Annotated in this window: 20 protein-coding genes; 4 read left to right on the forward strand and 16 right to left on the reverse strand. The window is 72.3% G+C overall.

Annotated elements, in window-relative coordinates:
- The first annotated feature begins 60 nt into the window (after window positions 1-60).
- Genes ACVWNX_RS11480 through ACVWNX_RS11495 form a run of 4 tightly spaced genes read left to right on the forward strand, consistent with a single transcriptional unit; the run spans window position 61 to window position 5,612 of the window.
- A complete protein-coding gene (locus ACVWNX_RS11480; protein ID WP_454413806.1) occupies window positions 61-3,084 on the forward strand; it encodes a lantibiotic dehydratase in 3,024 nt (1,007 codons plus the stop codon).
- Complete coding sequence (locus ACVWNX_RS11485; protein ID WP_454413807.1) at window positions 3,081-4,238, forward strand: lanthionine synthetase C family protein; 1,158 nt, start codon at window positions 3,081-3,083, stop codon at window positions 4,236-4,238. The genes ACVWNX_RS11480 and ACVWNX_RS11485 overlap by 4 nt, the downstream gene beginning before the upstream one ends.
- Window positions 4,235-5,203: a thiopeptide-type bacteriocin biosynthesis protein gene (locus ACVWNX_RS11490; protein WP_454413808.1), complete on the forward strand. Its 969-nt coding sequence runs from the start codon at window positions 4,235-4,237 to the stop codon at window positions 5,201-5,203. The genes ACVWNX_RS11485 and ACVWNX_RS11490 overlap by 4 nt, the downstream gene beginning before the upstream one ends.
- Before the next feature lies 1 nt (window position 5,204).
- A complete protein-coding gene (locus tag ACVWNX_RS11495) occupies window positions 5,205-5,612 on the forward strand; it encodes a hypothetical protein (protein WP_454413809.1) in 408 nt (135 codons plus the stop codon).
- Between the two features lie 16 nt (window positions 5,613-5,628).
- Here ACVWNX_RS11495 and mobF read toward each other — a convergent pair whose 3' ends face one another.
- From mobF to ACVWNX_RS11575, 16 genes are all read right to left on the reverse strand, one after another.
- Entirely contained in the window at window positions 5,629-10,071 is a 4,443-nt protein-coding gene (gene mobF, locus ACVWNX_RS11500) for a MobF family relaxase (RefSeq protein WP_454413810.1), read from the reverse strand.
- 689 nt (window positions 10,072-10,760) lie between these two features.
- Window positions 10,761-11,417, reverse strand: a complete 657-nt coding sequence (locus ACVWNX_RS11505) for a hypothetical protein (RefSeq protein ID WP_454413811.1) — start codon at window positions 11,415-11,417, stop codon at window positions 10,761-10,763.
- Window positions 11,418-11,455: 38 nt separating this feature from the next.
- Complete coding sequence (locus ACVWNX_RS11510) at window positions 11,456-11,734, reverse strand: DUF6211 family protein (protein ID WP_454413812.1); 279 nt, start codon at window positions 11,732-11,734, stop codon at window positions 11,456-11,458.
- Window positions 11,735-11,936: 202 nt separating this feature from the next.
- Window positions 11,937-12,542, reverse strand: coding sequence for a DUF6349 family protein (locus tag ACVWNX_RS11515; protein WP_454413813.1), 606 nt, complete (start codon window positions 12,540-12,542; stop codon window positions 11,937-11,939).
- Window positions 12,539-12,934: a DUF6181 family protein gene (locus ACVWNX_RS11520; RefSeq protein WP_454413814.1), complete on the reverse strand. Its 396-nt coding sequence runs from the start codon at window positions 12,932-12,934 to the stop codon at window positions 12,539-12,541. Before ACVWNX_RS11520 ends, ACVWNX_RS11515 begins: the two co-directional genes overlap by 4 nt.
- Window positions 12,935-12,972: 38 nt before the next feature.
- Window positions 12,973-13,401: a DUF6197 family protein gene (locus ACVWNX_RS11525; protein ID WP_454413815.1), complete on the reverse strand. Its 429-nt coding sequence runs from the start codon at window positions 13,399-13,401 to the stop codon at window positions 12,973-12,975.
- A 64-nt stretch (window positions 13,402-13,465) separates the two neighbouring features.
- Entirely contained in the window at window positions 13,466-14,110 is a 645-nt protein-coding gene (locus ACVWNX_RS11530; RefSeq protein WP_454413816.1) for a hypothetical protein, read from the reverse strand.
- A gap of 71 nt (window positions 14,111-14,181) precedes the next feature.
- Window positions 14,182-15,195 (reverse strand): DUF3560 domain-containing protein, encoded by a 1,014-nt coding sequence (locus ACVWNX_RS11535; protein ID WP_454413817.1) that lies wholly within the window; start codon window positions 15,193-15,195, stop codon window positions 14,182-14,184.
- Between the two features lie 327 nt (window positions 15,196-15,522).
- Window positions 15,523-15,927, reverse strand: a complete 405-nt coding sequence (locus ACVWNX_RS11540; RefSeq protein ID WP_454413818.1) for a DUF6409 family protein — start codon at window positions 15,925-15,927, stop codon at window positions 15,523-15,525.
- Between the two features lie 120 nt (window positions 15,928-16,047).
- The gene (locus ACVWNX_RS11545; RefSeq protein ID WP_454413819.1) at window positions 16,048-16,914 is read right to left on the reverse strand and encodes a hypothetical protein; all 867 of its coding nucleotides are present in this window, start codon (window positions 16,912-16,914) and stop codon (window positions 16,048-16,050) included.
- 125 nt (window positions 16,915-17,039) lie between these two features.
- Window positions 17,040-17,399 carry a hypothetical protein gene (locus tag ACVWNX_RS11550; protein WP_454413820.1) on the reverse strand — a complete coding sequence of 120 codons (360 nt, stop codon included), beginning with the start codon at window positions 17,397-17,399 and terminating at the stop codon, window positions 17,040-17,042.
- A 68-nt stretch (window positions 17,400-17,467) separates the two neighbouring features.
- On the reverse strand, window positions 17,468-18,100 hold the full coding sequence (locus tag ACVWNX_RS11555) for a hypothetical protein (RefSeq protein ID WP_454413821.1): 633 nt from the start codon (window positions 18,098-18,100) through the stop codon (window positions 17,468-17,470).
- A 463-nt stretch (window positions 18,101-18,563) separates the two neighbouring features.
- The gene (locus ACVWNX_RS11560) at window positions 18,564-19,667 is read right to left on the reverse strand and encodes a hypothetical protein (protein WP_454413822.1); all 1,104 of its coding nucleotides are present in this window, start codon (window positions 19,665-19,667) and stop codon (window positions 18,564-18,566) included.
- A gap of 364 nt (window positions 19,668-20,031) precedes the next feature.
- The gene (locus tag ACVWNX_RS11565) at window positions 20,032-21,249 is read right to left on the reverse strand and encodes a single stranded DNA-binding domain-containing protein (RefSeq protein ID WP_454413823.1); all 1,218 of its coding nucleotides are present in this window, start codon (window positions 21,247-21,249) and stop codon (window positions 20,032-20,034) included.
- 141 nt (window positions 21,250-21,390) lie between these two features.
- Entirely contained in the window at window positions 21,391-21,813 is a 423-nt protein-coding gene (locus tag ACVWNX_RS11570) for a hypothetical protein (protein ID WP_454413824.1), read from the reverse strand.
- A gap of 68 nt (window positions 21,814-21,881) precedes the next feature.
- The gene (locus tag ACVWNX_RS11575; protein ID WP_454413825.1) at window positions 21,882-23,807 is read right to left on the reverse strand and encodes a ParB N-terminal domain-containing protein; all 1,926 of its coding nucleotides are present in this window, start codon (window positions 23,805-23,807) and stop codon (window positions 21,882-21,884) included.
- Window positions 23,808-23,858 lie beyond the last annotated feature (51 nt).

The following is a 23,858-nucleotide window of genomic DNA, read 5'->3' on the forward strand; positions in this document are numbered from 1 at the left end:
GCTCCGGTCCCGGGGGCGGCGGCCAGCCGCCCCCGGGCACCTCACCAAGGAGGCTCCGCCGTGTACCACGCAGTCGACGCAGGCATGATCAGACTCTCCGCATTCCCCTCGACGGCCGGGCTGCCCTCCTGCCCCGCAGCGGTCGCCGACGCGGTCGCCGATGCCGAGAACTGCCGCAAGTGGATCTCCAGGGTCTGGGACGACGAGGCACGCGCGAGCGCGATCGAACTCGCGGCGCCCGTCCTCGCCGCCACCGTTCGCAAGGTGCTCGACGGCACGGAGCGCCCTTCCCGCGTCCGCCGGGCCGCCCTCTCCCTGACCCGGTACCTGCTGCGGATGCGGTACCGCGCCACACCCTTCGGCCTCTTCGCCGGCCCCGCACCGGTACGCCTCGGCGCCGGTACGAACGTCAGGCTGGGAGCGCGGCACCGGACGTTCGCCAGGGCGGACGCCTCCTGGCTGCACGACGTCATCACCGCCCTGGAGCAGGACCCGGACGTGCTGCGGCACCTGTCGGTGACCGCCGATCCGACCCGCACCGTACGGGGGCCCCGGATCGCCGTTCCCCACCAACCCGGCCCCCAGGGGCCCACCGCCACGACGCTGCGGCGGACCCGTGCCGCAGAAACCGCACTCGGCCTGGCCCACTCCCCCGCACGCGTGGGCGACCTGGTCGCCGCCTTGCGGACCGACTACCCCGACACCCCGCCGGACCGGATCGAGGCCATGGTGCGCGCCCTCGTCGCCCACCGCGTCCTGCTGACCGGCCTGCACGCCCCGATGACCTGTGACGATGCCCTCGGGCACCTCGTCACGCAGCTCGACGGCCCGGCCCTCGCCGCCACGGTGGCAGCGCCGGCCGTCGAGAAGTTGCGCGGCGTGCAGCGACTCCTGCTCCACCACGACCGGGCCGAACCCGGTGAGCAACACCGGCTCCGTGCGGAGGCCGCCGCCGTCATGAACGATCTCGGCGGGGCCACCGACCGCAGCTTCGCCCTGAACCTGCGCCCGGACTGCGACGTCACCCTGCCCGTGCCGGTCGCGCAGGAAGCGCAGCGGGCCCTGGAGACCATCACCCGCATCACGCCGTACCCGCACGGCACCGCGGCATGGATCGACTACCGCGCGCGGTTCCTGGAGCGGTACAGCACGGGCACGGTGGTCCCGGTCCGGGAACTCACCGACCCGGACACCGGCCTCGGCTTCCCGGTCGGCTACCGGGGCACCGTGTTGAAGCGGCCCGTCCTGCCCATGACGCCCCGTGACGAGTACCTGCTCGCGCTCGCGCAGGACGCGGCCCTGACCGGCCGACGGGAGATCGTCCTGCGGGGAGAGGACATCGAGGCGCTGTCCTCCGGGACTCCCGCGCAGGTTCCGGCGCACATCGAGTTCCACTTCAACCTCCTCGCGCCCTCCACGCGCGCCGTGGACGACGGCCGTTTCACCCTGGCCGTCAAGGGGCTGTCCCTCGCGGCTGGCGTCACCACCGGGCGCTTCCTGACCACCCTGGACGAAGCGGACTTCGACCGGGTGTCCGCCGTCCACGCCGCTCTGCCCACCCTCACCGCAGGCGCCGTGCGCGGGCAGGTCTCCGGCCCGCCGCTGAAACTGTCCGTCGCCAACGTCGGCCGGGCGCCGCTCATGGCCTCCGAGCTGATATCCGTGGGCGAGCACAACCCCGCCGCCACCCTCCACCCGGACGACCTCGGCGTCCTCGCCGACTCCCGGCGGCTGTACCTGGTCGCCCTGTCCACCGGCCGGATTGTCGAGCCGTCGGTGATGAACGCCGTCGAACTGGGCAGCGGCACCCATCCCCTGATCCGCTTCCTGTCCGAGGTGCACCGGTCCCACACGGCGGCCCTCCTGCCGTTCTCCTGGGGCCTGGCGGGGCGCCTGCCCTTCCTGCCGGAGGTCCGCACCGGCCGCACGGTCCTCTCGCCCGCCCGCTGGTACCTGCGCGCCCGCGACCTCGGCGACGGTGACGGCTGGCGGGAACGCCTCGCCCACTGGCGGCGCCGGTACGGCGTGCCGGGCGCGGTCTACGCCGGGCGGAGCGACCGGCGTCTGCGGCTCGACCTGGACGACCCCGCGCATCAGGAGATCCTGCACGCCGACCTGAACCGCTTCGGGACGACCGAACTCCGGGCCGCTCCGGACGAGAGCGCCTGGGGGTGGATCGGCCGCGCGCACGAGGTGACCATGCTGTTCGCCTCCGACCAGGAACCACTGCCCGCCCCCACCGGCCGTTCCACCGTCGCTGCCGGTCGCCTCCCCGGCTCCTCGGAGCGGGCCTACGTGAAGCTGTACGGCAGCACGGCCCGGATGCCCGACGTGCTCACCGCACACATCCCGCGGCTGCTGGACGAACTCGACGTCGCCCCGGCCGACTGGTGGTTCGTCCGCTACGCGGACCCGGAACCGCACCTGCGGCTCCGCCTGCGACTGCCCGGCCCCGGAGTGTTCGGCACCGCCGCCCGGCAGGTTGCCGAGTGGGCCGCCGGCCTGCGGGACGAAGGGCTGATCCAACGGGTCCAGTGGGACACAGACCACCCGGAGACCGGCCGCTACGGAACCGGCGCCGCCCTGGAGGCCGCCGAAGCGTACTTCGCCGCCGACTCGCAGGCCGCGCTCGCGCAGCTGGGGCTGGACATGCCCGGCGACCTCCGGCAGGCCGTCACCGCAGCGTCGTTCGTGGACATCGCCACAGGATTCCTCGGCTCCCGACAGGCCGGGATCAAGTGGCTTCTCCAACGCCTGCCACGCGGCTACGGGGAGCCCGTCCCGCGGGACGTCCAGCGCCTCGCCCTTCGGCTGACGGGTACGGAAGCCCGTTCGACCATGACCGACATCGGCGGAGGTGCCGCCGTCTCCCCGGCGTGGGAGCGGCGGCGCGCTGCCCTCGATCTCTACCGCCGGACGATCGAGTCCACCGGGGCCGACCCGGCCACTGTCCTGTCGTCCCTGCTGCACATGCACCACAACCGTGTTGCCGGTATCGACCGCACGTCGGAGGCGACCTGCCGCCGGCTCGCCCGTACCGCCGCGCTGTCCTGGGAAGTACGCACCGAGGGAGACGAGCAGTGACCGCCCAACCGATCACCGACGCCCCGTCGTCCTCCCGGCAGTCCCTCGCGCACGGTCTTCTCGGCACGGCCCTGCTCGACATCGAGCGGGCCCGTCGCGGCACCGGCGAATGGCAGGGCGTGCACCGCTCCCTCGCCGGAGTCGGCCCGCTCATCGACGGAAACGACGCCGGCCTCTACCTCGGTGCCCCCGCCATGGCCTTCGTCCTGCACCTGGCCGCCGACGGCACCGACCGCTACGCGGGCGCCCTGCGGACGCTGGACGGGGTCGTCGCCGCTCACGTCCGGCAGCGCCTCGCCGCCGCCCACGCCCGGATCGACGCCGGGCACCGCGCGACCTTCGCCGAGTACGACCTGTTCCGCGGCCTCACCGGAATCGGCGCCCTGCTGCTGCGTCGTCAGCCCCACAGCGCGGAGTTGAAGGGCGTTCTGGAGTACCTGGTGCGCCTGACCGAGCCGTTCGCCGACCGGCCGGGCCCGACGCTGCCGGGCTGGTGGGTCGGGCATGCCCCGGCCAGCGACGGGAAGGCCACTCCCGGGGGCCACGCGAACGCCGGGATGGCGCACGGCATCGCCGGGCCCCTCGCCCTGCTCTCCCTGGCCCTGCGCGCCGGAATCGGCGTGGACGGCCACGAAGCAGCCATCGTGCGCATCTGCCGCTGGCTCGACCAGATCCGGCAGAGCGACCACCACGGCGTCCGGTGGCCCCGCTGGATCAGCCGCCTCGGACCCGCACCCTCGGTACCGGCCACCCCTTCCTGGTGTTACGGCACACCCGGCCTGGCCCGCGCGCAACAGCTCGCCGCCATCGTCCTGGACGACGGCGACCGCAAGCGGATGGCCGAACGGGCGCTGCTGCGCTGTCTGGCCGACCCGCACCAGCTCGACCTGGTGGCCGACCGGGGACTGTGCCACGGCTTCGGCGGCATCCTGCGAACGGCGCAGCGCGTCGCCGCCGACGCGGACGACCCGCTCGGGTTCACCGACCTGCTCGACCTCGTCTCGGAACGGTTCCTGACGGCTGCGGCCCCGGCGGAGACGGGGTTCCTGGTCGGGAGGGCCGGGGCGTCCCTCGCCTTCCGGGACGCCGAACCCGGCACCGGGCCCGACGCCGGTCCCCAGGGGCAGTGGGATGCCTGTCTCCTGCTGACATGAGAAGGGAAGCCGCCGTGCACGACGCGAACCCGACCGAGGACGCCGTCCTGGCCGTCCTCGGTGGTGCCCCGATCGAAGAGGTCGCCCGGTCCGCGGGCACCGTGCCCGCCCACCTAGCGGACGCGATCGATCGATACCGGGCTGCGGGACGCGCTGCCCTCGACGCCCGCCCCTCCGGCTGGCACCAGGTAGACATCCGCTTCACCGACTACCCGGCCGCAGAGCGCGTCTTCCGTACCTGCGTCTCACCGGCCCTTCGCACCGGGCCGGTCGGCCCGTGGTGGTTCGTACGGAAGCACCCCCACTGGCGAATCCGGTACCGCCCGGCCGTCGGAGCGACGATCGAAGACGCGATCAGCCACCTGGCCGGAGCACTGGACAGCTCCGTCTCCCGGGGAGTGGTCGGCGGCTGGCGGCCGGCCGCGTACGAGCCGGAGACCATCGCGTTCGGCGGCCCGCACGGGATGGCGCTCGCGCACGAGCTGTTCCACTTCGACAGCGTCGGCGTCCTCGACCACCTGCGGCTCACGGCCGACGGAGGACGAGAGGTGATGGACGCGAAGGCCACTTCGCTGCTGCTCATGACGCTGATGATGCGCGCCGCGCGCCTGGAGTTCGGCGAGCAGGGCGACGTCTGGGGGCGGGTCGAAGAACGCCGCCCGCTCGCCGAGGACGTCACCCCCGAACAGGTCACCGGCATGGTGACACCCGTACGGCGGTTGCTCCTGGCCGATGCCGTGCCGCTTCTCGACTCCGGCCCGCTGTCGCCGGTACGGACCTGGGCCAAGGAACTGGAGAGCGGAGGGCGGGCCCTGGCAGAGGCCGGCGGCGACGGGAGACTCGGCCTCGGGGTGCGCGGCATCCTCGCCCGGCACGTCATCTTCCACTGGAACCGCATGGGCTTCACCACCCGGCAACAGTCCATCTGGAGTCGTGCCGCACGGGAAGCCGCGCTCGGGAGCTGAGATGGCGAACCGCACCGCGCAGATCCGGCACGCCTTCACATGCAAGCTGTGTCCGGACACGGGCACGAACCAGCAGATCCGGGGGGTCGGCGCCCGTATGGCGGCGTACCGGGTGTGCGGGTCGTGCGATTGGTGGCTGACGTGCCTGGGGTACGCGATGCTCGGGGACCAAGACCCTGACGGCCGCCTCGTGCTGCGTGTCGCTGGACGTCATTACCTGGCCTGGACCGATGAGCAGGGCTTTCCGGCTGAGATCGGCTACGCGGGAAGAACCGAGCGTCGGTACACGCTTCTGGACGACCCGACAGGCACTGTGCACGTAGCGCCCTGGCTCTGGCTCATGGGCACCATCCCGGAGACCTTCCGTGATCTGATGCCCGACAACGCAGTCTTCGTTCCGTCGGAGTGAGCCCCCTCCACCCGCTCTACACGGGCATTGCGTCCTGCGCGTTGTCCGGCGGGACGCTGTTGCGCGGGTGGCCCGTCGTCCGACGGCTGTACGGGGCTTCGGGCTGTTGCGGAACCGGCACGGCTTCCTCCGCAGTGTCGGCACTCAGCCTGCTGCGATCGGCCCGCCGGGTCAGCTCCTCCCGCAGGCCGGCGGCCCGGTCGTCAGCGTTGCGCGCGATGCGGCGGGCCTTCGTCGCCTCGGTGCGGAGGGCCTCGGCCGCCTGAATGTCCTTGTCCTGGGCTCGGCGGAGCAGGGCAGTCTTCGCGTCCTGCGGCAGGTCCGCTTCGGTGAGCACGGCTTCGTGCTCACCGGCGGGCCCGGCCCGGCGGGCGACTTCGCGGAGTCGCTCCTTCGTACTCTCCAGTTCCTGTTCTGTTTCCTCGCGCGTCCGGCCGAGGTCCTCGCGCTCGGCCTCGGCGGCGATCCGCTGGTCACCTCGCAGTACGGGGCGTCCGAACCGTCCGGTGGCTGCCAACTGCTCCTCGACCCTGCTGATGCGGGCCAGGGTGCTGTGCAGCCGGTCGTTGTGCTCGGAGATGGCCCCTTCCAGTGCGCGCACATCGCGAACCGCCTCCGCGCGTTCGGCGATGTCTTGGTGCCGGTGGCTGAGCATGAGCACGTTGGGGCCCGTTCCGGCGGTCGCGGTCTGTTCGGCGCGGTCGGCGGCGGACTCTGCGCTCTCGGCCGCCGTCGTGATGGCGCGTGCGGCTGCGATTGCCTTGCGCGCGGCGTCGCGCAGGGCCTTGTTGGTGAGGTGGGCGTAGGGAGAGGTCGCGGCCGGCTGCCTGGGCTCGGGGTCTGCGGGCGGGGTCGCGGCTCGGTCTGCGGCACGGGTGGTGCGACGGGGTTCGGGTGTCCGCATGGGCTCCTCGTTGTCGTGCGGCGCGGCGGTGTCGCCGGTGCCGGGCGCGCGGGGGGTCGGCAGGCTGGGGACAATGTGTCGGACGTGGGCGGGGACGGCGGCCGTCGGGAGTTCGGTGAGGATCATGCGTTCCTCGGTGCCGGTCTCGATCTCGCGGATGAGGCCCGCGACGGCGCGGTCAAGCTGTTCCTGGTCGGTGAGCGCTTCGCCTGCGCGGGCGCGGTCGACGTCGGTCTCGTAGACGGACAGCGGCAGGAAGAGGTGCGTCTCCCTCTTGTCGCGGCTCATCATCGTGTAGAGGGCGTTGGCCTGCGCGCCGGGGCCGTAGACCAGGGCTTCCTGAACGCTGAGGCCCTGCGACTTGTGCCCGGTGATGGCGTATCCGAGGCTGAGGCCGCCGTGGGCGATGTAGTCGGCGTCCACCCATTCGGCGACGTCGCGGTGGCCGTCCTCGGTCTTCGCCCTCCACTCGACCAGCACCCGGCGGTCGTCGTCCACCGCGCGCACGATTCCGCGGAACCCGTTCAGCACGTCTTCGCTCGCGCCCCGGGTCCGCCTGCTGCGGTAGTCGTTAGCGCGGAGGAGGACTTGGTCACCGACGGACAGCGCCAGTTCGCCGCCGCCGGCCAGAGCGAAGAGGTGTTCCGGGCCGGTGACGGCGCCGCTGGCTTTCCGCAGGGCCCGGGCCCCGACGTTGAGTTCCTCCACGATCTCGTTGGTGGCGGCGAGCATGAGCAGCTGCTGCACGGCGGTGTGGTCGTCGGTGTGTGCGGCGCGCTTGTCTGCCCAGACCGTGAGCATCGCGGCGAGCGCCTCGTCTTTGTCGGCGAGGGCGTGAACGCGGCCGGTCCCGGCGAACGTGCGCAGTGCCTCCGTGCGGTTGTCGTCGCGCCACAGTGCCAGCGCCCGGCGCTCGATCGCGTCCCTTTGCCGGAAGTTCTCCGTCAGACTGAGTCCGCCCACGATCTTGTGGATGGCGGCGAAGGACCCGCCGATGCCCGGCGAGTGCAGCTGCTTGGGGTCGCCAACGCCGATGATCTTCGTGCCGGTCGTGGCGGCGTGGGCCAGCAGTTCGGCGATGTCGCGGTCATCGCACATCGCGGCTTCGTCGACGACCAGTACGTCTACGCCGGTGAGGCCGGGGCCGCCGGTGCGGATGCCGGTGAGCCAGGAGGCGAGGGTGCGGCTGGTGATGCCCGCTTCGGCCTTGAGGTTCGCGGCGGCGACTGCGGCGGTGCTGGCCCCGGCGATGACGAGTCCGTTGGCCTCCCACGCCTGCCGGGCAGTGTTCATGATCGTGGTCTTGCCCGCTCCGGCGACGCCTTCGACCGCGTCGATGCCGTGGCCGGCGGTCAGCAGTCGTTCAAGAACGGCTCGCTGTTCGGCAGAGAACTGGAAGTCGCCGCCGTGCTGGGCCTCGACGGCGGACAGGGTCATGGCGACGGTGTCGTGGCTGACGACGGCGGCGTGCTCGTTGAGTCGGTTGGCGGCCTCGGTGGCGATGAGCGCTTCGGCGGCGACCACGTCAGCGGTGGTGTAGCGGTCGGCGTGCGCGAAGTGCTGGGCGCCCTTCGGGGTCAGCTTGACCGCGTACCCGGCGTGCTGAAGGACGGCGGTGGTGAGCTGTTCGGCTTCGTCGGCGTCCGCGACGCCGTACGGAAGGGCGTCCAGGACGGCGGCGTGGGTGAACGCCTTGGAGTGGCTGGTCAGGCCGTTCTTGGGGTCGAAAACTTGGGCGCACAGCTGGTTCAGGTCGGGGTTCCGCTCCGTCCGATCGTGCTCGATCGCGCTGGCCGCGATGGCGTCGGGGTCGTCACCGGCAGCGCGGCCTTCGGCCTGCCAGTAGGCACGCAGGACGTCGTCCTCGACCCCGGCGGCTTCGCCGTTCTTCGCGGCCTTGGACGCGGAGGAGGCGGCGGTGCGCTCGCGGGTGGTGGCGCTGTCGTAGTCGATGCCCAGCTTGCTGAGCAGGTCCCGCACCTGGCTGTCGCGCTTGCTGAACAGCTTGATCGTGGCTTCGGGGATCGCCGCGATCTCCCACGCGCCGGTTCGCTCCTCCCGGCGGAAGCCGATACCGAAGGTGTCGGTCAGCTCCCGGCGGATGCGGGCGTTCATGAGGGCTTGGGTCGCGCGGGCGTGCCGGTGCAGGTCACGGCCGCCGCCGGCCACGGTGGACCACTGGCCGTCCGTGGTGCTCTTGACCATGTTGGCCAGAGTGAAGTGCAGGTGGAAGTGGGGGTCGCCGAACGGGGCGCCGCCCACGGGTCGGGCGGCGCGGTGCACCATCATCCAGCCGGAGAAGCCGCTGGTGGGCACGGTTTCGGCTTCGGCGCCGTCGCCGTGCCGACCGCGCATGGCGTACGCGGTCCACCGTTCAAGGGCGTTGATGGACTCGCGGCCGGCGGCGGTGTAGATGCCCTCGACCTGGGCTGCGATCTCCTCGGGCGCGTAGGCGAGGAAGGCGGACTTCGACTTGGCGAGGTCGAGAGTGACGTCCGCGCCGAACCGGCCCACCTGCACCCGCCCTTCGAGGAGAGCGGCCCGGATCTCTTCGGCGTCCCACACCTCTTCGGGTGCAAGCCCGGCGGCCTTGGCCATGGCGACGGCCTCGCGGACGTCCATCGGCAAGTCCCGAAGCCGGCGTCGGCCTTCACCCTCGGTCTGGGTGTACCGGCGCTTCATGGACGCGGTGGTGAACAGGTCAGCGGGGTTCTGGCCAGTCTCGGCGGCGCGGGCCTGGACCGCACGCAGGAGTGCGCGGGCGTCGAGGTGACCGCCCGCTTCGGCGGCCATGGCCTTCTGCAAGGTGTCTTCGCCGTACAGGGCGGCGGCGTCGACGCCGACAGCTCCGGCGAGCTTGAGCAGGGTGGACGCGGGGACGCGGTGCGACTCGCCGAACCGGGCCAGCTGGTTCTCCATCCTGCGGAAGGCGTCGCGCTTGGCCTGGGAGTCGAGCAGGCTGGTGGGGGTGACGCCCCGCTCGGCGGCGGTACGGCGGATGGCGCGGACCAGCGGGGCGGCGGGCAGCTTCGCGGCCGGGGCAATGGCGACCTTGGGTTCCACGAGGGTCTTGCCGGTGTTCGGGTCCTCACCGTGCATGAGCCGACGGGCCGCCTGGAACTGGGTGGGGTCAAGGACGCTGCCGGGGGTGATACCGAACTCGTTGAGGCCGCCGCCGATCCAGACGAGGGGGCGTTCGTTGGCATCGAGGTGGTAGTCCACCTGCCCATGGGCGGCCGGGCGTGGAAGAGCCTGGGCACCGTACAGGTCGCGGGCCTGGAGGCCGGCCGCGGCGGCGACTTCGACGGCGTCGAACCCGGTGAGTCGCGCGGGCTTGCCGTTCCGCAGCTGGGTGCGGGCCCGGAAGAACACCTTCTTCGTCTCGGCGGTACCGAGCAGAGCGGCGGCGGTGGTCCCGGCTTCTTCGGCCTTGGCCTCGATGGCGGCGATGAGGGGGGCGGCGTCGACCAGGGCCGACTTCCCGCAGCCGTGGCCGCCGGTGAGGCGGTATTCGATCTGCTCGTCCGAGGGGCCGATCATGGTCACCCATGCCATCGGCCCACTCACCCCCGCTCTCTTCCGGTCAGATCCGGTCGTCTTGGCTGATTGTATCGTCGCGGAGCGACGATACCTTGGTCCTTAAGATTCAAGATCATGATCAGCTTGGGGAAGGTCAGGTACCTGCGGGGGCCTGGTCGCTGCTGTGGATCGGGCTCGGTCGAGCCGGGTGTGCTGTTGGACTGTTACCTCGGGAGCGGGTCCTTGCGCTCCGGCTTCGTGCTCGGTGAGGTGGTGGGCGCGAGGAACGCTGTGGAAGTTCTGCGGGTGGACGGAACTCGCACGTCCGGGCTCGGGGGGTGGCTCTGGATGAACGGCGCTGGCGGTCTCGGGGACCCTGAGCCGTCGGGGGGTGTCGGCTCGCGCGGGCCGCCGAGGATCGCGGCGGGTCCGGGCATCCCGTACCGGCTGGCGGGTCTGCTAGCACCCGGGGATACGGGAAGGTCCCCCGCTCCGAGAAGTGGAGCGGGGGACCTTCCGGTGCCTCCGGGTGGCTCGGGGCCGGCTGACCTAGGTCAGCGGCCACTCGCCGGGCGGTACGGGCGCTTGACGTTGGGCTTGGCGTACGGCTTCGTCGGTGCCGCACGTGGTGCAGATCCGAACGTCCCGGGCGGTGGTCAGCCGGGAGCGGGCGGGCCGGTCGCCGAGCGGACCGCAGCAGCGCGGACAGCGCGGGTCGGGCAAGTTCACTCCTCCTCGGGGTGCTCGCGGGCGGACTTGAGGATGTTGTTCCAGGTCGGCCGGGAGTAGGGCCTCTCCGTCAGCTCCAAGAGCTGGGGGATCAGCTCGGCGTTCGTGGCCTTGGGGTTGGCGGCGATGGCCTGCCGGGCAAGGGTGAGCCGTTCGTCCCCCTGGTAGGGGTAGGCGACCCGGGAGCGGGGGCCGGCGGGGCGTCCACCGGCGTGACCGCGGCCCTTGCGGTCGGCAAGGTACTGCCACAGCCGCCAGCGCTTCCACTTCGGGCGTCGGCGGGTCGGCAGCTCGTCCCAGCCATCCGGGGCCGGCCATCCCTCGGGCGGGTTCTTGACGTAGTGGGAGACGGTGGCCGAGTCGGCGAACCCGCAGATCTTCGCCGCTTCGGCCGGGCCCACCATCTCTTCCGGGTCACCGTCGAGCTTCGGGGCGTTCGTGGTGGTCGCGGCGGCACGGGCGCGCTGGATCTCGTAGTGCCACGTTGCCCAGACCTCGCCGTCCCAGTGCATGACGCCGTCGATGATCTCCGCGGGAGGGTGTCCGTTGTTCTCGCGGTCGGTCCAGAGGTTCTGGAGGGTGGATTCGCTGAGGCCGTGGGCCTTGCGCAGGCCCGCGCGTGAGTAGAGCTTGCGGCCGGTCTCGCTGGACACGGTCGCCTCCTGTTCGGGGTCGTGGCTGTTCGCCGGTGTCACTGGAGCTCGTCCGGGTCGGGGACGGGCGTCCAGGTGCGGCTGCCGGTGGGTTCGATCCGGGTGAGGGTGGCTATCTCCGCCAGGGGAACCGCGGCAGCCCAGTCCTCGTGGGCGGGGTGCCCCGGAGGGAGGTTGAGCACGATGTGCCGGCCGGTGCGGGGGAAGTCCTCCACGATGACGAACCTTGCGGTGTCGTCGGCGCAGATGCTGTTACCCCGCTTGAGCTGCACGGTATCGCCGGGCCAAGGGCAGTCGGCGTGCCGGTCGCATATCATGGTGATGTTCTTTCTGGTGAGAGAACGCCGGACGGCCAGCGCCACGTTGCCAAACTCGCGCTGGCCGTCCTTTGTCGTTCTGGTGGTGCGGGTGCCGGTTCGGCACCCGCCGGGGCGAAGGTTGCCCGCTCCGCCGTCGGCGGATTAATTGAACCATCTTTGGTTCGGGGCGGCGGGGCTCTGGCCCGGGGTGTGGCGGTCATCAGAACAGGGGCTTCTGATCGACGGTGCGCGGACGCGGTCTGGCCCGGGGTCGGGGGACTCTGAGTTCGTAGCGGGGGCGCCCGGAGTGCGGGGGTGCGTGGGCCTCGCGGCGGTGCCGGCGCCACGCCACCAGCGGGGCGCCCTGGTCCAGCCACCCCGTCGGGTAGCGGGAGGCCAGCCGTGCCCACCGCCCCCTGTCGCGCGGGAGTGCCCACCGGTCCTCGACGGTGGTGAGCGGCGGCAGCTCGCGCCAGCCGGGGAAGGCGTGGTCGTGGGCGTCCTCCACGGCCTCGTTGTCTCCGTCGCCGTACCCGTCGCCACGGTGGACGGGGCCTTCCCAGTCGCAGGCCAGGCAGCCGCCCCGGAACTCCTCCGTTTCCCGGCGGCCGGTTCGCTGGCTGCGGGTGAGCAGGGTGGGGGCGTGGTGTGCGGGAGGGTCGAGTTCGTGGCCGAGGTCGCTGTACGCGCCGCCGGGGTGGCCGTGCCGGATGTGCCACGTCCGCGGGGCGTTCTCGGGGGGCTCGGGGGTCCGCCCGTTGCGCACCCGCCAGTAGTGGGTCTGCCGGGCCCGGGCACCGGCCGTCCCGGTGGCGGCGGTGGTCACGGCCGGCCCCTGGGGGCGAGCACTTCGCGCAGCGGGTCGGCGAGCACGGCCTGTTCTGACGGGGAATCCTGGAAGCGCGGGCCGTAGGCGAGGCGGATCGCGCGGCGGGCGTCCTGGTCGCGGTCGTGGTCGGGGTCGTACGGGGAGCGGTCGAGCACCGCATAGCCGTGCTGCGTGAGCTGGTCAGCGATGATCGCGCGGACCTGGACGGCATCGAGGGTGCGCAGGTCGGTCTCCGCGGGGGCCGCGAGGAGTACGCGGATCAGCTCGGTTGCGCTGAGCCGGGGCTGGAGCGGCACGCCGATCCGGTGGACGCCGTCCCGGCTCGGGGTGGCGGCTCCCCGGCGGCTGGGTGCCCGGGTGGTGCTGCGGGGGTTGGTGGTCTGGTCCATCGTGCTGGCCTTCGGGAGGTCTGGTTGGGGAGGCCCGGTCAGAAGAGGGCGAGTTCGGCGCGGGCGGCGGCAGCGCGGAAGGCGCGGGCGGCTTCGGCGGCGGTGCAGCCCGGCTCGGCGCTCCACCGGTCGATGGCGGCACGGTGGAAGTCCTTCGCGGCGGCCGGGTCGGCGGTGTCCGCAGGGTGACCGGTGAGGGTCTCGGCGAGGATGCGGTACGCCTCGTCGCGGGCGTGGTTGATGCGGGGCCAGTCGTAGGTGCGGCCGGCGGCTCCGCGTGCGTGGCCGGCTGCTACTTCGAGGGCGCCGCGCGGCCAGCACGGCAGGAGGGCGGTGCGGCCGGGGCCGGCGAACAGACGCGGGCCCCGGTGGATGCCGACGTTTTCGATGTGGCAGGCGGCCCACTCCAGGATGGTGGCTGGGGTGTCGGCGATGACGATGCTCTCGGGGCTGTAGCGGATCTGCACGGTGGTGTCCGTCTCGGTGGTGCCGGGGGGGGGGCGGCGGGCTGCCGCCCCCCGGTGGTCGGATCTACTGCTGATAGGCGGGGATCAGTTCGCGGACGCGGTCCGGGCCGACGCAGCCGCCCTCGTGGCGGTGGAGGCTCGGAAGGGCACCGTTCCTCCCACGCAGGTGCGACCAGAACTTCGGGCCGGTCCACTCGCACAGTTCGCAGAGCAAGGTCCAGTGGTTGTCACTGCCGGGGAATCCGGTGAGGACGGCCCGCCACCGGAGGTTCGTGAGTCCGGCGAACGCGGTGAGAGCGCTCTTGACGTTGCGGTCGTTGACGGGCATCCGCAGGTGAAGCAACGGCACGGGGCCCGTCAGCGGCCGGGGTTCTTCGGCGCGGATCTGCTCCAGGGGGACGGCGGTGATCAGTCCGGCGGCGTACTCCTGGGCGAGGTGGGCTGCGGCCTTCTCCACGCCGGGGACGCCGTCCTCGGGGCGGCCGATGTTGCTCTCCCCCGCGCTGGTCTCGACCCACCAGTCCCGGTGCCACCGGTGGGCGCGGCCGATCACCAGGTCCTGCCCGATGATCACGGGGTAGCGGGACGCTATGTCGGGGGTGCCGATGCGGTAGGGCATGGCGGTCTTGAGGGCGGCGAGGTGGTGGTCGTCGGTCGCGGCGTCGGGGGCGGTACGGACGACGGGTCGTTCGAGAAGCTGGGTGGTCATGGTCGTGCCCTTGTCTGGTGGGAGAGGGGCCCGCCCCGGGGCGCTCGGCCGCCGGGGCGGGAACGGCGGTCTTACGCGGCCTGGGCCGGCGCGGCGGGCTGCATCTCGTCGGCGCTCCTGCGACCGGACACGTCGTCGTAGGGGGCGGTGGAGGTCCAGCCGTGATATCGGTCGTCGTCGGCTCGGACGATCGACTTGCCGACGCCGTTGAAGATGTGCCGGATGGTGACGCTCTTGGGGTTGACGCGCAGGACCTCGTACCAGGTGCCTCGGTAGAGCGCGAAGTCACCGCGCTGGAAGTCGGCGCGCGTCCACACCTTGAAGCCCTTGGCCTCGGCGTCCTTGATGACCTGCTCCCAGTGCGCGATCTCCTCGGTGTACTCCTCGTGCAGGATGGTCAGCTCCGGGTCGTCGGGGTTGCGGGAGTAGCCCTTGGCGGACTCGCCGCGCTGCCACTTCTCGACGGCGCGCAGGTCGGCCCGCAGCTTGTCGAGACGGCGGAGGGTTCGGCCGGGGTCGGTGCGGAACTGCTCGTAGTTGGCGGCGGCCTTCTGGCGGTCGGCCCAGTGCTGGGCGCGGTCGCTTTCGCCGATGCTCTTGCGCATCGAGGTGTCCATGCGCTCCCGGTCGCGGCGGGCGCGGCGCTCGCTGTGGTGGCCGACGAGGATGGGCTGACCGAATTCGAAGCGCTCGGATATCGCGTGGGCGGACTTCCACGCGGCCTCGGAGTTGCGGGCGGCGTTGTCGGCGTACCCGGCGAAGCGGTCGGCGCGGTCGGCGGCTCGCTCTTCCCGGTCCTGCTCGGCTTCGGCGAAGGTGCGGCGGTCGGCGTTGTCGACGGTCAAGGTGGTGTCGAGGCCGGCGTCCCGCAGCCGCTGGGCGAGGAGTTCGAGGTTGGGGGTGTAGGCGGCGTGGTCGCGGCTGTGCGGGAGGTACCAGCAGCCGAGGGTACGGCTCCAGCGGAAGGGCTGGCGCAGGGTGCGGCCGTACTCGCGGAGTTTCAGGATCTCGGCCGATCCGTCGCCCCGGCTGGTGCCGTCGACCAGGGTTCCTTCTCGGCGGGTGTGGGTGATCTCGATGGTCATTGAGCTGGTCTTTTCTGGTGAGAGTCTGTGGCCGCCCGGAGGGCGGACGGGGTGCTGAAAGCGGTGAGCACCACCAGGGGCGGGCCGTGAGGGACGAGCGGTCCGCCGCCGTCGCGCCCTGCGCGACGGCAGGGGCTGCCGCGCCCCCGCGGGGCGCGTCCTTCGCGGTCCGGTGCCCGCCGTCGGTCGGCGGAGCCGCTAGGCGGAGTCGGCCGGCGGCGGTGAACGCACCGGACCTGCTGCTGCCGCCCCGAAGGGGTGTCCGCTCGGGCGTGGAGGCCCGCCGGTCCGGAGGCGTTGCCCTCCCCCGGACCGGCGGGGCCTTCGTCAGCTGCGGCGGCTGGCCGGGGCGGCTTCGGTCCGCTCGCGGACGGCGTGGTTCACGGCGGCAATGAGGGCGTCTGCTTCGTCGTCAAAGGCGAACCGGCCCAGCGGCAGGCTGGCGGCGATGTCGCAGAACGCGCGCTGGTCCATCGTGGTCAGAGTGTCGTCAAGCGGCGTCAGCTCGTGGGGGAACATCGCCTGGAGGTTGTCACCGGGCGTCGGGGCGCCGATGGTGAAGTACCAGACGACGACCATGGTGGCCTCGTCGGCGAACCGGGTTCCGCCGTAGGGGCCGACGACGATGGCCGGGCGGGCGTCGAGCTGGTGGCCGCTGAACCAGGGTCCGGCGTGCACGAGCATGGCGGCCGGGAAGTCCTGGACGGTGGGGGCCTGGTCGGTGGTGAGCATGTCGCGTCCTGTCTGGTGAGAGGTCCCGCCGGGGCCGGTCGGCCCCGGCGGGGGGTGTCGGTCGGGGGCGTTGCCCTCCCCCTCCGACACCATTAATTAAACCATGTTCCTGGTCTTGGGTCAACCGGCTGCGGCAAGTTCGCCGCGACGCTCGGCGGCGGCGGTGACGGCCTGGGCGATGGCGCGACCGGCCTCGATGGCCCGGACGGCGGACGCGTGAACGGGGGGCTTCCTGTCCTGCGTGATGATGCCCGCAAGCGGGGGCATGGCGGCCGGTCCGGGGGCGATTCCGAGGATCAGGGCGGCGACATGGGCAGCTGAGGCGACCTCGGCCAGGTGCTGACCGGGGAGCGGGGCGGCCTCCTCGGTGATGCGCCGCCAGGCGTGGCCGTATAGCAGGATGCGGGCGGCGGCGTCGGGGGCCTCGCGGGCGAGGTCGAACCCTCCGGCCTGCTCGGGGTCCTCGCGGTACCAGTCGCGGTACTGGGCCAGCAGGGTGTCCCGGACCGCCTCGGCGGCGAGCGGGGCGGTTGCGGGCAGCTCGTAGGCGTCGCCGTCGGTCTGACTGATGTCGAACACGGGACCGGCCTTGTATCCGGACACCGCGCGCCCCTCCCCCTCGGCTGCGGTGTCGCTGACGGCTTCTCCGCGCCCGGCCTCGGCGGCCCCCTGGGCGTCGTCGGCCCGCCGCCGGATAGGGGTCCAGATGCGAATGGAGGTGGAGCCCTTGGCGGGGAAGCGCCCGGCCTTGCGCCAGTCTCCGGAGCTGAGTACGCGGGTGGCGTGGGGGCACTGGGCGGCGATGGCGATGGAGTTCACGGGGCTGCGGTCGGCCAGGGTCGCGGCCGTACGCAGGACGGCGGCCCAGAATCCTTCGTCGGTGACCATCGCACCGTACGCGCGGTCCATCACGGATTCGAGTTCGCCACGCATCCGGGCACTGTAGGCGCGGCGCTCTTCGTCGGTCATCTTCGGCTTGCCGGGCATGATCGGGCTCCTCCTGGTGAGAGTTCGGGCGTCCGGGGCCGGCTGGCCCCGGTGTCGGCTCGGGGCGTTGCCCTCCCCTTCCGACATATTTAATTAAACCACGTTCTGGGGTGTTCGGCAAGTCCTCAGATCCAATGAAGCCCTTCCGCGTGGCAGGAATCCCGGTACGCCGCCATGACTTCGTCCTCAATTTCTGCCCAGCGTTCGAGGATGTCCGGGGCCGTCTTCTGCTGGCTGGCCGCACGCTTGACCCTGCGCCATTCGATGGCGATTTTCAGCGTGCGGAGCTGGGAGCGACTGAGGTACCACGGACCGGAATCGGGGAGGTCCATTCCATAGGCCATCGCCCTGGCGTTATTGATGTGCTCCGCTCCGGACCACACGTCCTGTTCGGGCTGGACGGCAAGGGCCCTTTTCAGGGTACACCGCAGGTGCGGGGCCTGGACGGTCCATTTCGGGCGGATGACGAACAGGTCGGCACTCATGGCAGCCTTTCGACGGGAGGGGCGGGCGGCGCACCCGGGAGTGCGCCGCCGGACGAATTGAGGAAGGGTCAGGAGGGGAATTCGTCGGCAATCCGGCCGCGCTCACCCTCGGGCGTCTGGACATGGGGCAGGAATCGGCTCACTGCGAACACGACGGCGTCGGCGATGACCTCGGGTGCGTCGTTGAGCACGATGTTCACGGCATCGCCTTCGATTCCGATGCGGACCGTTCCGGGTTCAAGGTCGATGCAGAGATAGGCACTGATCCCGTCGATTCGGGTACGGGCCCCGGGAAGCCGGGCGGCGATGTCGCGGGCGCGCTCCTCGACGTGCTGCCGCGTCCTCGCCTGCTGGCTGTTGTGCTCCTTCACGCGCCGGTGCACGTCGCGGTGCACGTCGATGAACTCGCCGGAGATCAGGGCGGCGATGGCCTCGGCAGCCTCGGCCGTGGCGACGCGGACGCTGTCGAGTTCGCCCCGGCGGAACTCGTAGTCGGTGGCGGGGTACAGGCCACGGATGTGGAGGTGGCCGGGGTCGTCGAAGCGCTCGGAGAGGTGGAGCTGCCGGTTGCTGCGGTGGGTGAGGACGGCCGCGTGGTCCAGTTCCCGGACGCCGTGGAACACCGGTGTCGGCCGCCAGTTCCCGCCGAGCGCGAGGGCGATCGGGTGGGCGAGGTCGGCGACGGTGGGCCGCTGGTTCATGTGGGTTCTCCTGGTGAGAGGTGGTGTCGGGGGCCGGTCGGCCTTCCGGTGGCCGGCTGGGGCGTTGCCCTCCCCCTCCGACATGTTTAATTAAACCATGTTCTAGGGGTCGGGTCAAGCCAGACAACCCCCTGACCTGCACATTTCCCGACCACGTCGACCCGCACCCGCCCGGCCGGGCCCGGCCACAACGCACCCCGGGCGGGGCTCCCTCCTCGGTCGGACAGCTCCGCCGTTTCAGGGTTCCGGGTGGGGTGTCCAGGCTCGCGCAGCGACCGCGAAGCGGCCCGGCCTGGACACCCCACCCGGGTTCCTGGTACGCCCTCCGGGTGTCCGGCCGAGGAGGGAGCCCCGCCCCCACCACCCCAACCACCACCAACCCCCACCCAACCACCCCGCCCCCACCCCCTCCGAGAGAGGACCCGCCGGAGGCACAAAGTCTGTAATCCGGAACGAATGGCGGTCACCAGAGGGCGGGTTGGACGGCCTGCTGCTGACCGGTGTGAGCGGCCGGGGGCGCGGGTGGGGTCGGGGCGGGGGTGGTCGCCGGCCGGGGAGTCTGGACTGCGGGGCAGTACCCGCCTTCGTCCTCCCACCGGTCGGCCGCCTCGCGGTCGGCGCGGGCCTGCTGCTCGGCGAGAGTGACCGGGTGCCGGTATGACCTGCGGGCGCTGGGGTCGAGTTCGGGCAACCTGCGGGCGGCGGCCTTCTGGTCGTCGCGGCGCTTGTGGCGGCGGCGGACCCGGGCGAAGCGAGCGTCGTAGGCGGCCTGGTCGGTGTCGTGGAGTGCGGCTTGGTGAAGCCGGGCCAGTTCGAGGGCTACCCGGCCCATGGGGCTGGGGGCGAGCACGCGGGCGCCGTCGACGGTGCGGGCGGTGGTGACCAGGAAGCGGGCGGCGTACAGGGCCCGGGTGCGTTCCTGGCTGATCCGGCGCCCGCCGCTCCACTGGCCGTGCTGAGGGGCGAGCCGGGCTCGGCGGTCGCGCCAGTAGAGGCGGCCGGTCGCGGCGGCCTCCATGACCCGCAGGTGGCCGGTGGTCCAGCCGAGTGCGGCGACATGCCGTTCGGCGAGGTACCGGTTGGAAGCGGCACGCTGCCGGTTGTCGTGGTCCATGCCCGTGGCGGCCCGCTGCTCGGCCTCGTGCTCGGCTTCTGCCTTGCGGCGGGCGCTCTCGCGTTCGGCCTGTTCCGCGGGGGTGAGCACTCGGTCCAGCTCGGTGCGCAGGTCGGCGGCGGTGGTCTCGGCTCCGGCGGCGGCCTGGGCGCGCACGGCGTGGTCGACGGCTTTGCGGGCGCAGTAGGCGAGCGCGCTGGCGGGCATCTCGGGGTCGTCGGCGTACTGCTCGGCGCGGTCGGCGTGCCGGGCGGCCTCGGTGGCTTCCCGGTGGGCCTCGTGCATCGCGGCCTCCAGGTGCGCGGTGCTGCCGGAGCGGCTACGGCAGACGGCGGCCATGGCGTCGTCGGCGGCGATGATGGCGAAGAGGGCCGCTTCTCCCGCGACTTGAAGACAGGTCTGCGGTGACGGGTCTCCGAACGGAGCGGCCGGACGGACGGCGGACGCGGGCATGGGTGGTCCTCGGCTCTCGGTGGTGCGGTCGGGGTCGGGGCGGCGCCCCGTCGTCGGGGTGCCGTCGTGGTCGCGCGGAGCGCGACGGAGTGCAGTCGTGCCCGCAGGGCACGTCCGTTGGCCCGGCGTCCGGGCGGGGCGGGAGGGCCGCCTGCGGCCCGGACGTCCCGGCCGGCTGCGAGCCGGGCCGGGCTGAGCCGTCCCGCAGGGACGCCCTTTCGCTCGGGGGCCATGGGCCAGCCGCCGACGGGGGGCGGAGCGGTCGGGCTGTGGGCGCGTGGGGTTGGGCGGCTCGATGCCGCCCAACCCCACGACCGGCGGCCCGGGGCGGGCCGGGCGGTGGTCTCCGCCCGGCCGGGCCCTCCTAGGCGGCGACCGGTTCGCGTTCGGTGACGCGGCACCGGGTGAGTACGGTCTGGGCGGTCTCGCCGTAGACGCTGTGCTCCTTGACCGTGCCGGTCAGCTCGACCTCGTCGCCCTTGTCCGGGACGGTCGCGGCGCTGCTGAACCAGACGAACACGTTGCCGTCGCCGTCCTGAAACTTCACCAGCCTGCGGCGCTGAGCGTGGTAGCCGTAGTGCCGCTCCTCCAGCTCGATCACGGTGGTCACGGTGGCGGGGACCGTGAGCCGCTCCCCCTTGGTGCCCTGCGGCTTGCTGTTCCGGGCGGCCCGCTCGATGGCTTCCTTCTCCTGGTCGCGGTGCCATCCGGCGATGGCGGACACCAGCGTCGGCAGGTGACGGGGGGCGACGGTCTCGCCCTTGGCCAGCTGGCCCACCTTGTGGCGGTACTCGGAGAGGCTGCCGTACCCCTGGAGGGCCCACGCGCGGACGGCGGCGGCGGTGCTCGCCGCGTCCGGCTCGGCGTCGATTCCGGCCCGCCACTCCGGCGACGCCTTGCGGTTGAAGAAGTAGGCGTCCACCGAATCGGCGGTCGGCACGCGGTTCTTCCACTCCTCGGAGCGGCTGTAGAACCGGCCGTCCTGGGCGACGACGGCGGCGGCCACCCGGAGCACCTCGTCCACCGGCACCCGCAAGTCGGCCGGGACTCCGCCCTCGTCGCCGTCCCAGTCGGAGTCCTTGATCGTCCCGAGACGCCACAGCGCCTCAAGGCCCTTGATCGGCAGGCCGGTGTACGGCTCGACGCACGTGGTGCCCAACTGCTTGAGATCGCCGTTCTCGTGGCGGGCCAGATAGGTGGCGGTGCGGTGCCGGGCGACGGCGCACCCCTGGCACAGGTTCTCGGCGGCCTGGTGCTGGCGCGCTGCCTCGGCTTCCTGCTCCGGCAGGCCCGGGAACAGGCTCGTGATCGTCTCGCCCTCCTCGTCGTGGTCCAGCCGGGCGATGACGGTCCAGCCCCGGTGGCGGGGAAGGTCGCCGCTGATCGTCACGGTGACCGTGGGCCGCTTGCCGATCACACGGCCGTCCACGTCGCGGTAGTCGGCCAGAAACGGGGCGGTGATGTCGAGCGCGTACGGGTTGAGGCGGTGGACGGCGGCGCGGGCGTTCGTCGCCTCGACAAGCTGACGGACACGGGACTCGGCGGTCGCGGGGACGGAAAACCGCATGGCTGCGCTGGTCATCGTGGGTGCTCCTGCTGGTGAGAGGAATCGAGCCCCTCGGCCGGGCGGGTTGCCCTCCGCGCGCGGCCGGGGTCGGGTCGGGGCCGGCTTGGCGGCCCGTGGGCCGGAGGGGGCGTTGCCCTCCCCCTCCGACACCATTAATTAAACCATGTTTTTACGGGTGGGGCAAACGTCGCGGCCCGGGAAGTCGAGTGCGGCGCGGTCGCGCAGGAAGGCGGCGAACAAGGCCGCAACGTAGCTGTCGGCGGTGCCGTAGGTGCGGCGGCAGTCCAGGGCACCGATGCGCTCGCCGTGGTGGCGGACCGGGAACGCCTGGCCGGGTGCGGGGATGGCGAGCGAGTACAGTCCGCGCGGGGTGTCCACGCGCAGGACGGCGGCGGCGGCCTCCGGGTCGTAGGCGGCCGACCAGCGGGCGGCCCCGATGCCGAACTCTCCGAGACCTCCCGCGATGGCACGGGCCTGCATGAGGTCGGCGGCGATGCCCGGATTGGGCTCGGCCGGGGCGGCGGCGTAGCCGCAGCAGTAGTCGTCGGCGGTGGTCTCGGTGAGGACTGCACGGGTCACGGTGGGGCTCCTGGGGTGACCGGGGGCGGGCGGGGTTCCCGCCCCCGGCGTCGGTTCGGTGGGGAGGATCAGGCGGTGTCGGTCGTCGGCTGCTCGGCGTCCGGGGCGGTCTGGGGCTCCGGCTCCTCGTCCTCCGGTTCGGCGTCGGGCTGCTCGTCCTCGCCCTCGACCTGTCCGGCCTGCGGCTCGGCCTCACCTTCCGGGGCCTCGTCGGCCTGCTGCGTTCGGGCGTCGTGGGCGTCGCCCTCGTCCTCGTCCTCGCCGGGCTCGGCGTCCGGCTCCTGGTCGCCCTGCTCCGCGTCCGGCTCGGCCTCCGGCTCGCTGCCGAGAAGGGATGTGCGGGGCTCCTTGTTCGCGGGGTCGTACGGCGTCTCGTCCGCCACGGAGCGCTCAATGGGCGTCAGCTGGTACCCGAGGGACTCCAGCACGCGAAACCATGCGGCCGTGGGCTTCCGGGTCCACGGGGCGTGCTGCTCGTCGGTCCGCCACGCCGATCGGTTCGCGCACTTCTCGCGGACGGCGGCGATGGCCGCGAACTGGAGCTGCGGGGCCCGGCGGGGGTCCTTGGCGGCGTGCTGGGCGAAGGTGCTGCGGTCCTTGGCCTGCTGGATGTTCAGGCCCAGGAAGGCGGAAAGAATTTCGGTGGTGGGCCCCTTGTTCAGGCCGTCGCTGATCCCCCATGTGCCGCTGAGAAGTGCTTCGTTGACGTGGCGGATCAAAGCGTTGGTGCTCGCCTTCGGGAGGCTGCGGGACTTGATCAGGTCCGCGAGCCACTTCCGGCGGATCACCTCCGCAGCGTCCCAGTCGATGTTTCCGGCCTTGACGGCGGCGCGGGCGGCGCGCTCGGCCTCGACCTCGGCGGCGGTCCTGGTGCCGCCGGTCCCGCTGCCCTTCGCGCCCTCCGGCGCGGTGTGGCCGTACAGTCCGGGGGCCGAGCAGTAGGGCTCGTACCGGTCGCCCCGCCGGTCGTCGAACACCCATACCTGCCCCTTGCACCCGGCGTGCTCCTCCTCGGTGACGCCGCTCAGCCTCCACACCCTTACGGCCCGCTCGGACAGCTCCTCGATGTCACGGATCTTCTGCCCGGCGGCCTCCAGCTCCGCGCGGTGGGCCGCCGCCTTCGCCGCCTTGTCCCGCTTGACCCGCTCGACCTCGATCGCCCACTGAACCTTCGACTCGTTCGCCCCCTTGGCGGCTGCGGCCTCGGTGATCGCGGCGAGCGCCTCGGGGTTGTCGGCGAACTCCGAGAGGGCGGCCATGTGCTCGAACGTCCACACGTAGCCGCTCGCGGCACTGATGGCGGCGCTGAGCTTCTCGTCGTTCCGGACCTTGACGAGCGTGCGCACGTCCTTCTGTCGCACCCCCGCCGCCTTGGCGATCCGGCCGACCTGCGCGCCCGCCTCGGCGGCGCTGAACATGGCCTGGTTCATCTCGCGCGTCGTCAAGCCCTTGCGCTGCTGGGAAGTGGTGATCATGTCGAGGAACTGCCCGGCGGCGTCGCGGTCCTCGTCGTCCCACTCGTACGGCAGGTGGGTGAGGCCCGCTTCCCGGGCACCCCAGAACCGACGGTGCCCGTCGTTGACCTGGATGATCCCGCCCTCAAGCCGCTGGACCTTGACGGGGATGCGGCAGCCCTCACTGCGGAAGCTCTCCACGAATTGTGTGTTGACGTCGAGATCCTCGCGGGCGTTCTCGGGGTGCGGGGTGAGCGCGTCGATCCGGATCACCGGCCGGGGCGTGAACGGCAGGGACTCCAGTCCGGCGTCAACGGCGGCGGCCAGACGCTGGAACCCGTCGATGATCTGGGGCACCCCGCCGTGGGTGCTCACGATGTACAGCGGCTCCTGGATGCCGTTGGCCGTCACGTCGGCCAGCAGCTCGGCCGGGACCTCGACGGAGCGGACGTTGCCGGAGTGCGCGAGGAGTTCGGCGGTGGCGATGGTCGGCCACGGGGCGGGGGCAGTCTGGACGCCGGCCTGGGTCTTGGTGGTCATCGTCGTGCTGCTTTCTGGTGAGAGGTTCCGCCGGGGCCGGTTGGCCCCGGC

The sequence above is a fragment of the Streptomyces sp. JNUCC 64 genome (assembly GCF_054484115.1).